Consider the following 16,346-nt stretch of genomic DNA (forward strand, 5'->3'; position numbering starts at 1 on the left):
CATGAAAGAAGAACTAATAACAAAGGCGTATGAAATAGCCAAAGAGCGTTATGCAGCTCTTGGTATAGATGTGGAAAAGGTAATGGAACAACTCCAGAAAGTTGCAATCTCCATGCACTGCTGGCAAGCTGATGACGTTATAGGCTTTGAGTCCGGCAGTTCGTTGACCGGTGGTATTCAGACTACCGGAAATTATCCCGGCAAGGCCCGTAATCTGGAAGAACTTCGCGGTGACATCTTGAAGGCAGCTTCCTATATCCCCGGTAAGCATCGGTTGAACCTGCATGAAATTTACGGTGATTTTGGCGGTACATTTGTTGACCGTGACCAAGTGGAAGTGAAACATTTTGAGAGCTGGATGCAATGGGCTGCGGAAAACGGAATGAAATTGGATTTCAATTCCACTTCTTTTTCTCATCCGAAAAGCGGTAACTTGTCTTTGTCTAATCCGGATAAGAGCATCCGTGATTTTTGGATTGAACATACCAAACGTTGTCGTGCCATTGCAGAAGAGATGGGACGTCGTCAAGGCGATCCCTGCATCATGAATCTTTGGGTGCACGATGGCAGTAAGGATGTCACGGTAAACCGTATGAAGTATCGTGAATTATTTAAAGACTCTCTCGACCGTATTTTTGCTACGGAGTATAAGAATATGAAAGACTGTCTGGAGTCTAAAGTATTCGGTATCGGCTTGGAAAGCTACACGGTAGGTTCCAATGAATTCTGTGTTGGTTATAGTGTACAGCACCAAAAACTGATTACAATTGATACCGGGCACTTCCACCCGACGGAAAGCGCTGCGGATAAGGTTTCATCCATGTTGTTATTTGTTCCCGAATTGATGCTTCATGTAAGCCGTCCGATACGTTGGGATTCTGACCATGTGACCATCATGGATGACCCGACTCTTGAGCTTTTCCAAGAAATTGTTCGTTGCAATGCCTTAGACCGTGTACACATTGGCCTCGATTATTTTGACGCTTCCATTAATCGTATCGGTGCGTATGTCATTGGTACTCGTGCTGCGCAAAAATGTATGTTGCGTGCGCTGTTGGAACCGCTGGGTACACTCCGCAAGTATGAAGCTGCCGGTCAGGGTTTCCAACGCCTTGCTTTATTGGAAGAGGCGAAAGCATTGCCGTGGAATGCTGTTTGGGATATGTTCTGCTTAAAGAATAATGTTCCGGTAGGCGAAGAATTTATCGCTGAAATAGAGAAATATGAAGCCGAGGTAACATCAAAACGTAACTAAGTTAATTAAGATAAATGATAGTGTTTAGCGGGGAAAGTATACCTTTGTCCCGCTACTTTCATTGCTCAATGAACATTAACCATTGATTATCATGAATACACTGATAGGATTATTAATTATCGCTGTGGGAAGTTTTGGACAAAGCAGCTCGTATGTACCCATCAATAAAGTTAAAGGCTGGTCATGGGAAAACTTTTGGTTGGTACAGGGAATATTTGCCTGGCTTGTTTTCCCGCTGTTGGGGGCTTTGCTTGCCATTCCCGCTGATGGCAGCCTGATAGAACTTTGGGGAGCCGGCGGTGCATTGCCGGCTGTCATTTACGGACTCCTTTGGGGAGTAGGCGGCTTGACGTTTGGGTTGAGTATGCGCTATTTGGGTGTTGCCTTGGGGCAAAGCATTTCTTTGGGTACTTGTGCCGGTTTTGGAACTTTGTTTCCGGCCTTGTTTGCAGGAAAGGACCTGTTGCACGGTGATGGTTTGATGCTTCTTGTCGGTGTATGCATTACTTTGGCGGGAATTGCCGTTATCGGCTATGCAGGCAGTTTGCGTTCCGGCAATATGAGTGAAGAAGAAAAGAAGGCTGCCGTGAAGGATTTTGCATTGACAAAAGGGTTACTGGTTGCTTTACTGGCAGGTGTGATGAGTGCCTGTTTTGCTCTCGGACTGGATGCCGGGACACCTATAAAGGAGGCTGCATTGGCAGGTGGCGTAGCTCCGTTGTATGCCGGGCTTCCTGTCATTTTTCTGGTGACATTGGGCGGATTTTGTACGAATGCAGCTTATTGCATTCAGCAAAATATAAAGAATAAAACGGGCAAGGAATATTTGTCGGTCAGAGGTAATGTATTCGTGAATAATCTCTTGTTCTGTGCTTTGGCCGGAGTATTGTGGTATTCGCAATTCTTCGGTTTGGAAATGGGCAAAAGTTTCTTGGGTGGCAGCCCTATACTGCTTGCTTTCTCTTGGAGCATATTGATGTCACTGAATGTCACATTTAGTAATGTATGGGGAATCCTGCTGAAGGAGTGGAAAGGATGCGGTTCCCGTACAATAAGCGTACTGGTATTGGGGCTGGCTATTCTCATCATTTCTATAATAGTGGTGGCGATGGCTCAGGCATAATAGTATCTAAATAAATTGTAATAAAATAAAGACATGAAATCAATTCTTGAAAATCGTCCGAAACTGGCTCATCAGGTCAATCAGGTGGCTGAAGTAGCCGGATACCTTTGGCAAAAAGGCTGGGCGGAACGTAATGGAGGCAATATAACCGTGAACATCACAGAATACATTGATGATGAAATCAAGGCATTGCCGGCCATTAGCGAAGTTAAACAAATAGGCAAGCAACTCCCTTATCTGAAGGGTAGTTACTTCTATTGTAAAGGCACCCAAATGCGTATGCGTGATTTGGCACGCCGGCCTATGGAGAACGGCTCGATAATTCGTATTCTGGATGACTGCGCCAGTTATGTCATCATAGCCGACCATCCGGTGATGCCTACATCGGAATTGCCGTCTCATCTTGCCGTCCATAATTATCTGCTTGAGAATGGTTCTCCTTATAGAGCATCCTTGCATACACATCCTATTGAACTGATTGCTATGACCCATAACAAGAAATTCATGGAAAAAGATGTGGCTACAAACCTGCTTTGGAGCATGATTCCGGAAACAAAAGCCTTCTGTCCCCGTGGTTTGGGCATGATTCCTTATGAATTGCCGAGCTCCGTCAAACTGGCTGATGCCACTATTGAGGCCTTGCGCGATTATGATGTGGCCATGTGGGAGAAACACGGAGTCTTTGCTGTAGATGTGGATATTATGTCAGCTTTTGATCAGGTAGACGTATTGAATAAATCAGCATTGATTTACATTGCTGCCAAGAATATGGGCTTCGAACCGGATGGTATGAGTCAGGAGCAGATGAAAGAGATGACTGTAGCTTTTAATTTACCCAAATAAAAGCCGGATATAATTATGTATAGAATGATATTGAACGAAACCTCTTATTTTGGAGCCGGCTCTCGCGAAACGATTGCGGTAGAAGCTATGCGTAGAGGTTTTAAGAAAGCGTTCTTTGTGACGGATAAAGACTTGATCCGTTTTAAGGTCGCGGATAAAGTGATTGAAGTTTTTGAAAAGAATCATATTCCCTATGAACTTTTCAGTGATGTAAAAGCCAATCCTACTATTGCCAATGTGCAGAATGGGGTAGCTGCCTTTAAAGCCTCGGGTGCCGATTTTATTGTAGCGCTGGGCGGCGGTTCTTCCATTGATACGGCAAAAGGCATCGGTATTGTAGTGAATAATCCCGACTTTGCAGATGTGAAGTCATTGGAGGGCGTGGCCGCAACACGCTATAAGGCTGTCCCCACTTTTGCTTTGCCTACTACAGCCGGAACAGCCGCTGAAGTAACCATTAATTATGTGATAATTGATGAAGATGCGAAGAAGAAGATGGTCTGTGTAGACCCCAATGATATTCCGGCAGTAGCGATTGTCGATTCAGAATTGATGTATTCTATGCCGAAAGGCCTGACTGCGGCAACAGGTATGGATGCCCTGACTCATGCCATTGAAAGCTATATAACACCGGGCGCTTGGGCTATGTCTGATATGTTTGAGTTAAAGGCCATTGAAATGATTGCCGCCAATTTGAAGGCGGCTGTTGATAATGGCAATGATGCCATGGCTCGTGAAGCGATGTCACAGGCTCAGTATATTGCGGGTATGGGATTCAGCAATGTTGGTTTGGGCATTGTCCATTCAATGGCGCATCCGTTGGGCGCTCATTATGATACCCCTCACGGAGTTGCCAACGCATTACTTTTACCGTATGTGATGGAATACAATGCTGCATCTCCTGCATCTCCCAAGTATATCCATATAGCCAAAGCTATGGGAGTGAATACCGTTGGCATGACCGAATCCGAAGGAATACGCGCTGCGGTAGATGCAGTCCGAAATCTGTCGTTGAGTATCGGCATTCCTCAAAAACTACATGAGATAAACGTAAGAGAGGAAGATTTACATCAATTGGCTATTGATGCCTTCAATGATGTTTGTACAGGCGGTAATCCTCGTGCTACTTCTGTCGAGGATATTGAGGCATTGTATCGTAAGGCATTTTAATTATAATTTTAACAAGACCATGAAAAAAGTTATTATTTCGTGTGTGCTGTTTTTAACAGCTGTTGCTGCTTCCTCACAAACAACGATGAAGACAGCTGCTGACGCTAAGCTCTCGGCTTCTGAACTTGCTGTGAAAATAGCAGACCGTATTCTTGAAACCACCACTTATGAGTTTAAGAATACCAAGACCGGCAAAACATATAAGTCAGTCAAAAACCTGCCTTTGGATATGAATGTAAAGGTTGCGTGTAAATATAATAATTGGCATTACACCAATGGAGTGACTCACATCGCTTTAATGGAATTGGCGGATAAGACCGGTGCCAAGAAATACGACGATTATGTTCTCAAGAATATGAACTTCGTATTCAATGACGGTAATCTGGAGTTCTTCAAGAAGCAATATGACCGGGCCATGGAAGACGAAGGCTGGTATGGAGTTCGCAAATTGAGTTGGCACATGATATTTCGTGGAAAGCGTTTGGACGACAACGGACCTATGGGGGCCAGCCTGATTGACTTGCAGATGAAGCATCCGAATGGTGCTTTTCTGAATTATATCAACGAAACTGCAGAACACCTGAACTATGGTGAACCCCGTTTGGCGGACGGTACTATTGCCCGTATCTGGCCCCATGAAAATACCATTTGGGCAGATGATGCTTTCATGGCCGTCTCTTTCCTTTCCCGTATGGCTAAGATGACCGGTGACATGAGCTATATCAATGACGCTGCCAATCAGATAATTAAATATCACAAATATTTGTGGTGTCCGGAAAAGCAGGTTCTCTACCATTGCTACCATACGGATACGGACGAGCATGGTGTTGCCCACTGGAGTCGTGCCAACGGTTGGGTTTTTATGGCAACCGCCGATTTGCTTGCAGTAATGCCGCAGAATCATCCGATGCGCCCCGAAGTGCTGGAGTGCTTCCGTCGCCAATGCAGCGGCGTAGTGCGCTATCAAGGCAAGAACGGTCTTTGGCACCAGCTTCTCGATAAGGAAGATTCCTATGAGGAAATAACGGGTACGGCAATGTTTGTCTTCGGCATTGCACGCGGTGTAAAACACGATTGGCTGCATCCCGACTTCATCTATGCTGCCGAACAAGGGTTGAAAGGTATGATGATGTTGATGTCTGACAAGGGCGATGTTACCAAGATTTGTGTCGGAACAGGCATCATGCCTTCTCCTGCGTATTATTATAATCGCCCTACCCAAGAAAACGACCCGATGGGCGAAGGCCCTGTCCTCCGGGCTTTGATTGAAATGATGGATGCGCCGAAGTATACAGAGATTAAGGCTGAGCAACAATACGATAAGATTGTCGTAAAGAAATAGTAGTCCTTTTACGAATATATGAATCCCGGCCGGAAGAGTATTTGCCTTCCACGCCGGGATTTTTTATTAAATCTTTCATCGTTATCTCTTATTTCATAAATATTTCCTATTTTTGTATCGAATCCATTATGAAGGACACGTATTATGACAAAGAATTACAATGATTTAGGAGTAGAATTTAAGTACCTTATTGTAAATGATATGGACCAGAAATTCGGTTTGTGGGTAAATACGGTTGGCTTTCAATCTATTCAGCCGGATACTCCATATCCTTTGAAGGATCATCCCTCCGGTTATTTCTTTAATGCTCAGAAAGGGCGCGTTTTACGTGAATATCAATTTGTTTATATAACGAAGGGGCGAGGATTGTTCTCTTCGGAGACGACCCCGGAAAAACAAGTCTGTAAAGGACGTCTGATGGTACTCTTTCCCGGACAGTGGCACACTTACCATCCTTACCGTCAGACGGGATGGAACGAATATTATATCGGTTTTGAAGGACCTGTCATAGATAATTTGATAAAAGGCGGTTTCTTATCAAAAGAAAATCAAGTGCTTGAGGTTGGTTTGAATGAGGAGTTAGTTTCTCTTTTCTCCCGTGCCTTGGAGATAGCCGAGGCGGATAAAATATCTTCCCAACAGTATCTTGGAGGTATAGTGCTGCATATAATGGGTATGATACTTTCCATTTCTAAGAACAAGATTTATGAGATAGGTGATGTTGACCAGAAGATAGAGCAGGCCAAGATTATAATGAATGAGAATGTCTTTAAGGATGTTGACCCTGAGGAATTGGCTATGAAGTTGAATATCAGTTATTCTTGGTTCAGAAAGGTCTTTAAGGATTATACCGGTTATGCCCCTGCCAAGTATTTTCAAGAATTGAAGTTACGTAAGGCCAAGCAGTTGTTGGTCAGCACCTCCCAATCTGTCAAGGAAATATCTTTTATGCTTGATTATAAATCTACCGAACATTTCTTCTCCTTATTTAAGAAACGTACCGGTTTTACACCTTTGGAATATCGTTCTTTCGGTCGGGAGACGGAAGTGCAGGATGAAGAGTAGTTGGGCTGATGCCACTTTTTTCTCGTCACTCGTCACCGATTCTTCTCGTCCGCCTGTTCATCAGCGATTGCGGGCTGATGAGAGCAGTGGCGAGTAGGTGATAACACAATTTGGTTGTCACTGTTATTGATAGCTAAATTACAAATTCCATCCTTATTTTTCCTTTTTTGTTATGAGTAAAAGGTTGTTATGCTTGTGCTAAAACCTCGTTTTTCAGTTGCGGGCTGTAGGGTTTACAAATGCAGGCTGTAGAGCCCGCAGCTGTAAACCCTACAGCCCGCAACTGAAAAACGAGGTTTTGGTAGAGACTTTGAGATAAAATGTATATGGAAAGTTCTGTTTCTAAATGGTATATATTGACGTTTCTCGCTGAATATAGGCACTTTATACTACATTGGAATAACTAAAAATCAAAAGAAGAAGTGTTTCGGTCAAAAGAGGTATGTTGTGCATTTAGGATGATTATTACTTTTGCATTCGTAAGCTTTGTGCTCGATAACGGGCTTTGCCATGTTGAACTTAAATTTATTTATTAATCAAATATATATTAATAATCTATGAGAATCTTACACAAAAATCTATGCTTATTGATGCTTCTGTTGATAAGCTGTCCTCTCAGCATTTTTGCTCAGAACAAGACTATTACAGGTACGGTTCGCGATGCGATCGATGTTGTAATAGGTGCTTCTGTAACGGTGAAAGGTGACAATTCTATTGGTACTATTACTGATATGGATGGTAACTTCAAACTGTCTATCCCTGCTTCAGCTAAGGAGTTGGTGGTTTCCTTTATTGGTTATGATAACCAGACGGTGGCTATTGGTAGCAAGACTAACTTTAATATTACACTGAAAGAGTCTTCAGTGATGTTGGAAGAAGTGGTTGCGATTGGTTATGCGAAAGTAAAACGTAAAGACTTGACGGGATCTTCTGTATCAGTCGGTGCTAATGAACTAAAGATGTCTCCTGTAACTACAGCTGCACAGGCTTTAGCAGGTAAGGCTGCCGGTGTGAATGTAGTATCACAGAGTGGTGCTCCAGGCGCGGATATTAACATTACAGTACGTGGAGGTACTTCTATAACTCAAAGTACTTCTCCATTGTATATTGTGGATGGTTTCCAAATGGAAAATGGATTACAGAATGTAGATATTAATGATATTGAAAGCATTGATGTAATGAAAGATGCTTCTGCAACAGCTATTTATGGTGCACGAGGTTCTAATGGAGTAATTCTGATTACTACTAAATCAGGGAAATCGGGAAAGACGGAAGTGAACTATAACGGGTATGTGAGCTTTGAGAAATTAGGGAAGAAATTGGACATTCTTGGCGTTTTGGACTATGTAAAATATCAGTATGAATTGCAGACTCTGAATGGCAAAGAAAACAATTTTGCATCCATGTTTGGCGGTGACTTAAATGCTGCGGATTTCTACACAGGGGCATATGATCGTATTAATAGTGAGTATGCTACTCGTGAAGGTATTGATTGGCAGGATTTAGTATTTGGATCTACAGGACTAACTCAGAATCACAATGTAAATGTTAGCGGTGGTACAGATAAGACCAAGTATATGCTCAGTTACAACTATACGGGGCAAGATGGTATTATGGATAAACATGGTTATGCTAAAAACAGTATTCGTACTAAGATAAATCATGAATTATGGAAAGGTGTACGCCTTGATTTTGCTTCCAGTTTTCAAAACACGGAAGTTGAGGGCGGTGGCTCTTTGGGTGGTGCTTTGAAGCAGACTATTTTGCAACCGGTAACGGGTGGTATTCGTTTTACAAATGAGGATTTTATAAAAACGGATATTAGTGATGAAATGTCATTGATTGATTCCCAGTATGATATAAATAATCCGATAATAACGAATGATGCGGTTGATAATACGAAATATACTCGTTTGTTTACTACTAATGTTGGTCTGGAAATTGATTTGCTGAAAGACTTAACATTCCGCACTTCTGGTAGCTATATGTGGCAACAAATTCGTCAGGACTATTGGGATGACGGGCGTACGAAAACAGCCGAAAATAATAAGGGGCCTTATGGCTATCGTAATAATAGCGAGAAGTCTTCATGGCAAATTACCAATACATTGAATTATAATTTTGATGTGGCAGAAAAACATCATTTTGGAGTTCTGTTAGGACAAGAAACATATTATCAGGAATCAATGAAATTGGATAATGAATATCATGAGTTTCCGGAAGGTAATTTTGAACTGAATGATGTAAATATGGGAACGGCTTATTCCAAATCTTCTAGTAAAGATAAAGTTGGATTGGTTTCCGCCTTTGGACGTATTTCCTATAATTATAACAGCCGTTATTTATTCTCAGGTACTCTTCGTGCGGATGGTTCTTCAAAGTTTGCCCGTGGTAATAAGTGGGGATATTTTCCTTCCGCTTCTGCGGCATGGCGTATTTCTGAAGAGGCTTTCATGGAAGATTTAGATTTTCTTGATAACTTAAAATTACGTGTAGGATATGGTACTTCCGGTAATAACAATATTGATAGTAATATGTATGCAACAAGCTATCAATCTGGATACTATGCCGTTAATAATAAGAATTTTGTAACATTTGTCCCTGGTGATGTTATTGGTAACTCAGCTTTGAAATGGGAGAAAACAACAACGTCAAACGTCGGTTTGGATGTGTCTGTATTAGGTAGTCGTATAAACCTTTCTTTAGACTGGTATAATAATGAGTCTTCTAATTTGTTGATTAAGAATGATATTCCGACATCTACCGGATATAAATCTCAATATCAAAACATTGGTTCTATTCGTAATCGTGGTGTCGAAATTGTATTGAACTCGACAAATATCCGGACGAAAGATTTTACATGGACAACAGACTTTAATATAGCTTTCAATCGTTCCAAGGTTCTTTCCCTTTATGGAGATGATAGTGATGCTGTTATGATAAAGGATTACGAGTCTCGTATTTGGTATCGTATAGCAAAAAATGAGCCTCTTGGTCAATTCTATGGATATTTGTATGACGGTGTTTACACAACAGATGATTTCAATCAGAATGCGGACGGTACATATACTTTGAAAGATGGTGTGCCACGTTTAAAAGGAGCGAAAGCTGGTAGTATTAAGCCTGGTGATGTGAAATATAAATGTATAGCTGGAAAAACAGATAAGCAAGATGCTGATGGTAACGAAATAGGTAATCCGGTTTGGTCTACAGACGATCGTACAGTGATTGGAAATGCGCAACCAAAGTTTACGGGTGGTATGAACAACACCTTTACTTATAAAGGTTTTGACCTGAATATATTCTTTAATTTCGTATATGGAAATAAAGTGTTCAATATGAGTTCACAACGTTTCATTGGTCCGTATCTGCCTAATCAGAATACATTGGCTGTGATGAAAGACCGTTTTGTGTTGGTTGACCCCACAACCGGTAAGGAAACGACTAATCTACAACGTTTGGCTGAATTAAATCCTGGTCAATATAGCAAAACTGCGATGTGGAGTTTACACTCGGATAATAAAATAGCCATATCCGATCCTCTTGATTATTATTTGGAAGATGGTTCTTATCTGCGTTTGAATACCATTACATTGGGATATACATTGCCGAAGAAACTGGTTCAGAAAGCACATCTCAGCAATGCGCGTGTTTATTGCACATTGAATAATATCCATACATTTACAAGTTATAGCGGTTATGACCCGGAAGTGGCAGCTACAAGCAGTGCTCTGACTCCAGGTGTGGATAATTCATCTTATCCTCGCTCTAAAAGTTATGTTGTAGGTATAAATCTAACATTTTAATCATTGAATATAAATATGAAAAAGATAATAAATATATTGGGCGTATCGGCTATGCTGCTGGCTTTCACTTCTTGTGAAGACTGGCTGGATATGCCTTCTGAAGCGAAAGCTGATAGCTCGACGATTTTTGAAACTGTTGGTCGTGCAGAGATGACTGTTGTAGGATGTTATGCGAATACATTCAACCGCGAGTTGTATTATCAATTTGGTATGGGTACGGATGAATGTATCTCTACAGAAGGTACTACAAACTCTAAGAACCAAGTGGCAAACTATCAATATACCACTTCTAATATTCCTACTTCAACCTATGCTGCAATGTATAAAGGTATAGAGTATGCCAATGTTTGTATTAAGAATCTGCCATTGATGACTGGTGCGTCAGAGAGTGAACAAAAGAAGATTAATTCTTTATTAGGAGAAGCGTTAGCTATTCGTGCCATGAATTATTGGAATCTGGTGCGTTTCTTTGGTGATGTTCCTTATTCGGATGTGCCTGTTGCCGATTTGAGTACTTTCTCTTCTTCGCGTGTTAGCCGTGATGTGATTTACGATCATTGTGTTGAAGATTTGCAACGCGCTGTAGAGTTATTGCCTTGGGCAAGTGAAGGAATGGTTGCCACTCCGGAGCGTTTTACTAAAAACTCGGCTTATGGTATTCTTGCTCGCGTGGCATTGTATGCAGCTGGTTATTCATTGCGTTGGGATTTGAGTACGGTTCCTTACAATGTAGGTACTGTACAGATTGCTCGCCGTAGTGATGCTGTCCGTGTAAAAGAATTGTATGAAATTGCTGCCAATGCTTGCAAGGCTATCGTGGAGCAGAAGGAAAATTCTCTGCTGGATGATTATGATGATGTTTTCCGCAGTTTGATGCTGGGTGAGTACAATGACGAAACAATGTTGGAATATGGTCAGTGGGGAGCTGATGTAAACGGTTCAGCTGTAGGTTATACGAATGGTGCTTTTGCGCATACAAACTCTTCTTTCAAGAAATCTGCTCCTCAGATGGTAGCTATTCCTACTTATTATTTTGAATTTGAAGACGGTGATGTACGTCGTGATGTAACTATTTGTAATTATGGTATTACTGCATCAGATATTCATCAAATGAATGCTTATTCTACCGGTAATGTAGGTAAGTTTCGTGTAAATTGGAAATCTGAGGTTGGTACTGCACAAAACAAACGTGATATAAACTGGCCTGTTTTGCGTTATTCAGATGTTTTATTGATGTATGCCGAGGCTTTGAATGAACTAAATAATGGCCCTACTACTGAGGCTATTGATGCCTTGAAGGCGGTTCGTAAACGTGCTTTTGGCGGTGATGAGTCTAAGATAGGAACTATTCCGACAACACATGATGATTTCTTGAATAAAATTATTGAGGAAAGAAAGCTGGAATTAGGCTTTGAATCTTGGCGTAGAACAGATTTAGCACGTTGGGGTATATTGTATGAAACTTTAACAAATGAAAAGGCAAAACTGTTACAGTTGGCTAAGCGTGAGGGAGAATATGCAACCGTAGATAAATATCGTGCTTATAAAGAAAGTAAGGCAACTTTTGAAGATCCTACAATAGCAGTTAAATATCTTTCGGTTCCTGAAGATAAGTTGGATGCTAAAACACTTGAAACATTAGAAAAAAAGGGTGTAGTTGATATAACTCTTTATGAAGACAAAAATGGTAATACCTATTTTTCTGAGGCTGATGTTCCTGCCGACGCAGAGACGAAAGAAGTTGCGTATAAAATTCTGGATATGTTTGGTAGCGTATCCACAAATAATTCGAATAAGGTAGCTGAAGACCAGGCTTGGATGACTACCCAATTATTCCGTGGCTTAGAAAAAAATAAGGTGGAAATTCTGCCTTTAAATACTACAAGTATTATTGATATTAATCCGGGACTTGCCGGTCAGCAACATCCTTGTTATTAGAATAATGATTGAGTTTTAGGTTAGTGTGGAGGCGGTTGGTCTGGAAAGACTAATCGCCTCCTTTTATTAATATTTCTTCTTATATGAAAAACATATTTTCTTTTTTCTGCCTACTGGGAGTGATTACTTATGCCCAAGCACAGTCCATAGCCTTTCCCGGTGCCGAGGGGTATGGCAAATATACCGCTGGTGGACGCGGAGGTCGCGTACTTATAGTTACAAACTTGAATGATAATGGCGTAGGTAGCTTCCGTGATGCGGTGGAACAGAAAGGACCTCGTATTGTGGTTTTCGCCGTGGACGGGACTATTGAATTGAAATCTCCGCTTCGTATCAATAATGATAGTATTACCATAGCCGGGCAATCTGCACCTGGTGATGGTATTTGCCTGAAGGACTACCCGTTGGTAGTGAATGCAAGTAATGTGATTGTTCGTTATATCCGAGTCAGAGTAGGAGACCGTCATCGTTTGGACAGCGACGGTTTGGGGGGAGGACGTTACGGACAGAAGAACGTGATTTTGGATCATATTTCTACAAGTTGGAGTATAGATGAATGCCTTTCTATCTACAAGACAGAAAATCTTACAGTACAATGGTGCCTTGTCTCCCATAGTTTGAATACATCGGTTCATACAAAAGGTAGTCATGGATTTGGTGGTATTTGGGGAGGGTATAAGGCCACATTCCATCATAACTTGTTGGCAAATCATGCAAGTCGTAACCCTCGGTTTTCTTCTGTAGATGGAACAAAATGGGTGGATTATCGTAATAATGTGGTGTATAACTGGGGATTTAAAACCGCATATGGTGGTGGACATCATGGTGAGATAAATATGGTTGGCAATTATTATAAGCCGGGGCCAGCTTCTCAGCATCATCGTTTACTTGATGTGGCAGAAGACGGTACCGGTCGCTACTATGTGGCAGGAAACGTAATGGAAGGAGATGATACTGTGACTCGTGACAATCATTGTGCGGTGACGGATAAATTTTCTTGTCTGGTTGATACCCCCTTTCCTTATGAACCCATCAATGAAGATATACCGGTGGTGGCCTATCGTAGGGTATTAAAGGAGGTCGGGTGCAGCTTCTCGCGTGATACGTATGATAAAGAAGTACTACGCCAAGTGAAAAAAGGGATTGGAACGTTCGGTATAAAGGGAATTATCAACTCTCAGAAAGAGGTGGGTGGATGGCCTGTACTGAAGACTGGAAAGCCTTTACGTGATACTGACGCCGACGGAATGCCTGACGTATGGGAGCACCGATACGGGTTGAATATGAATGATGCCTCTGATGCTTCTTCCTATACGTTGGATAAGAATTATACTAATATTGAAATTTATCTGAATGGGCTTTTGCTTAATCGATAATCATTTTTCTTAGCATTTCTGCCAAACCAAACAGAATCAGTTTGGCAGAGAAGCCTTATCTTTGTCTCTGTGCGAAACCAAATATATTACATACATTAAAAATACCATGAAAAAACTATTTTATTCTCTGCTTGCAGTCGTTCTGGCAGCTTGTGGTTCGGAAAAGCAGGCACCAATAGATCGCGAGGCGTTGGTTGCCCGCAATAATCCTCAGGTATCTTCGTTTGATTCTTTGGCATCACTTTCGGTAGGTAACGGTGAGTTTGCCTTTACGGTCGATGCTACCGGTCTTCAGACTTTCCCGTTAGCATATAAGAAAGGTGTGCCATTGGGTACACAGAGCCAATGGGGATGGCACAGTTTCGGTAACCCTAACCACTATAAGTCGGAAGAGTATTTAAAGGAACATGACTTCGGTCGCGGACATAAGGAAATATATGCCTGCCAGTTCAAAGAAGACGGACGACAGAAGGAAGCTGCCAACTGGTATCGCATGAACCCGCATCGCCTGCATTTGGGTATTGTGGGACTGGAACTGGGTGACGATGTGAAGATTGCCGATATTACTGATATTGCCCAGACACTGGATATGTGGAATGGTGTCATTAATAGCCGTTTCACATTGAAGGGTAACTCTTTTGATGTGCAGACTGTATGCCATCCAACGTTGGATATGATTTCCGCTTGCATCACCAGCCCGGCACATACAGGGGTGAAACTGCATTTCCCGTATCCCACAGGCGCTCATGCCGATGATGCCTGTAATTGGGACGCCAATGACAAACACACAACAGATATTGTTTTTGAGAATGCACAAAGCGCTGTCTTCAAACGTACGCTTGATGCTACTACTTACTATGTGTCATTGCACTGGGAGGGGAAAGCTTCTCTCAAAGAGAAATCCAAAAATTATTTTGTGCTGACACCGGCGGAAGACAAGCTGGCGTTCTCTTGTAAGTTTACGTCTGATTTTCCCGGAACCATATTTGAAAGTGAACCTCCTGTCTACTCAACAGCCGAATCCTTGCCCGCCTTTGCTGAGACTATGGCTGCCAGCAACAGCTATTGGAACAGCTTTTGGAAGAACGGTGCGGCTGTAGACTTCTCACATTGCACCGACCCGCGCGCCAAAGAATTGGAACGTCGTGTCGTACTAAGCCAGTACCTGCTTGCCATTCAGTCTGCAGGCAGTGTGCCGCCACAAGAAACCGGGTTGACGTATAACTCGTGGTTTGGTAAATTCCACCTTGAAATGATATGGTGGCACCAGTCTTGGCAGGCACTTTGGGGACATCCTGAATTACTGGACCGCACATTGGGCTGGTATGAGACGGTAGAGCCCGTTGCCCGTGAGATAGCTCGTCGTCAAGGCTTCGACGGGGTTCGCTGGATGAAGATGACTGACCCCAGTGGAACAGAAGCGCCTTCTAATGTCGGAAGTTTCTTGATTTGGCAGCAGCCGCATTTTATTTATTTGGCAGAACTCGTGTACCGTGCCAATCCTTCGGATGAGGTAATTAAGAAATATAACCATCTGGTACAGGAAACGGCGAAGTTTATGTATTCTTTCGCCACTTACGATGATTTTCATGGCCGTTTTATCCTGAAAGGTGCTATTCCTGCACAGGAGACATTGCGTGCCGCTACTACTATCAATCCGCCGTTCGAGCTTTCTTACTGGCATTATGCAATGAATGTAGCCCAGCAATGGCGTGAACGTGCCGGTGAGAAACGTAATCTGGAATGGGATGAAATGATTGACAAGCTCTCTCCGCTGGCTTATAATGAAGACAGCCTCTATTTGGCAGCTGAAAATGCTGTGGATACTTATAAGGATATCCGTTTCACCAGTGACCATATGGCGGTACTTGGTTCTGTGGGCATCTTACCGATGAACAAATTGATACGCGCCGACTATATGAAAAATACTCTTCATTGGGTTTGGGATAACTGGAACTGGGGCAAGACATGGGGGTGGGACTACCCGATGACTGCTATGAATGCTACTCGTTTGGGTGAACCCGAAAAGGCCGTAGGTGCTTTGCTGATGGATAAGCGTACTAATACTTACCTGCTCAACGGACACAACTATCAGGACGGGCGTCTGCGTTGTTACCTGCCGGGTAATGGCGGTTTGCTGACTGCCGTAGCACTGATGTGTGCCGGTTGGGACGGTTGCGATGTGAAGAATCCCGGCTTTCCGCAAGACGGTACGTGGGATGTACATTGGGAAGGATTGAAACCGATGCCGTAATCTTCTGTCTGTACATAAATATTATTATGTATGCCTGATAGAAAACTTCTTTTACCATACCCTCTCAGAATACCCTGTAAGAGGGGGTAGCACTATACGACTGAGCCTGTCTCAGTCGTATAGTGAGGGTATCTTAGTCGTATACTGAGATACCCTAAGCTATACTCTCATCTT

Annotated in this window: 10 protein-coding genes; all 10 read left to right on the forward strand. The window is 42.4% G+C overall.

Features of this window, described 5'->3' with window-relative positions:
- Nucleotide 1: 1 nt before the first annotated feature.
- Entirely contained in the window at nucleotides 2–1,255 is a 1,254-nt protein-coding gene (locus KG118_RS10270; RefSeq protein WP_117711547.1) for an L-rhamnose isomerase, read from the forward strand.
- A gap of 91 nt (nucleotides 1,256–1,346) precedes the next feature.
- Nucleotides 1,347–2,378, forward strand: a complete 1,032-nt coding sequence (gene rhaT, locus KG118_RS10275; protein ID WP_117711546.1) for an L-rhamnose/proton symporter RhaT — start codon at nucleotides 1,347–1,349, stop codon at nucleotides 2,376–2,378.
- A 33-nt stretch (nucleotides 2,379–2,411) separates the two neighbouring features.
- Nucleotides 2,412–3,221 carry a rhamnulose-1-phosphate aldolase gene (rhaD, locus tag KG118_RS10280; protein ID WP_117711545.1) on the forward strand — a complete coding sequence of 270 codons (810 nt, stop codon included), beginning with the start codon at nucleotides 2,412–2,414 and terminating at the stop codon, nucleotides 3,219–3,221.
- A gap of 15 nt (nucleotides 3,222–3,236) precedes the next feature.
- Nucleotides 3,237–4,391 carry a lactaldehyde reductase gene (gene fucO / locus KG118_RS10285; protein ID WP_117711544.1) on the forward strand — a complete coding sequence of 385 codons (1,155 nt, stop codon included), beginning with the start codon at nucleotides 3,237–3,239 and terminating at the stop codon, nucleotides 4,389–4,391.
- A gap of 19 nt (nucleotides 4,392–4,410) precedes the next feature.
- Nucleotides 4,411–5,733, forward strand: a complete 1,323-nt coding sequence (locus KG118_RS10290; RefSeq protein WP_117711543.1) for a glycoside hydrolase family 88/105 protein — start codon at nucleotides 4,411–4,413, stop codon at nucleotides 5,731–5,733.
- Nucleotides 5,734–5,877: 144 nt separating this feature from the next.
- A complete protein-coding gene (locus KG118_RS10295) occupies nucleotides 5,878–6,798 on the forward strand; it encodes a helix-turn-helix domain-containing protein (RefSeq protein ID WP_117711542.1) in 921 nt (306 codons plus the stop codon).
- Nucleotides 6,799–7,355: 557 nt separating this feature from the next.
- The gene (locus tag KG118_RS10300; RefSeq protein WP_117711541.1) at nucleotides 7,356–10,604 is read left to right on the forward strand and encodes a SusC/RagA family TonB-linked outer membrane protein; all 3,249 of its coding nucleotides are present in this window, start codon (nucleotides 7,356–7,358) and stop codon (nucleotides 10,602–10,604) included.
- A gap of 15 nt (nucleotides 10,605–10,619) precedes the next feature.
- Nucleotides 10,620–12,542, forward strand: a complete 1,923-nt coding sequence (locus KG118_RS10305; RefSeq protein ID WP_117711540.1) for a RagB/SusD family nutrient uptake outer membrane protein — start codon at nucleotides 10,620–10,622, stop codon at nucleotides 12,540–12,542.
- An 83-nt stretch (nucleotides 12,543–12,625) separates the two neighbouring features.
- Complete coding sequence (locus tag KG118_RS10310) at nucleotides 12,626–13,918, forward strand: pectate lyase family protein (RefSeq protein WP_117711539.1); 1,293 nt, start codon at nucleotides 12,626–12,628, stop codon at nucleotides 13,916–13,918.
- A gap of 106 nt (nucleotides 13,919–14,024) precedes the next feature.
- Entirely contained in the window at nucleotides 14,025–16,172 is a 2,148-nt protein-coding gene (locus KG118_RS10315; RefSeq protein ID WP_117711538.1) for a hypothetical protein, read from the forward strand.
- The last annotated feature ends 174 nt before the right edge of the window (nucleotides 16,173–16,346 follow it).

It is taken from the genome of Bacteroides propionicigenes (genome assembly GCF_018390535.1).
GTDB classification, from domain to species: Bacteria; Bacteroidota; Bacteroidia; order Bacteroidales; family Bacteroidaceae; genus Bacteroides; species Bacteroides propionicigenes.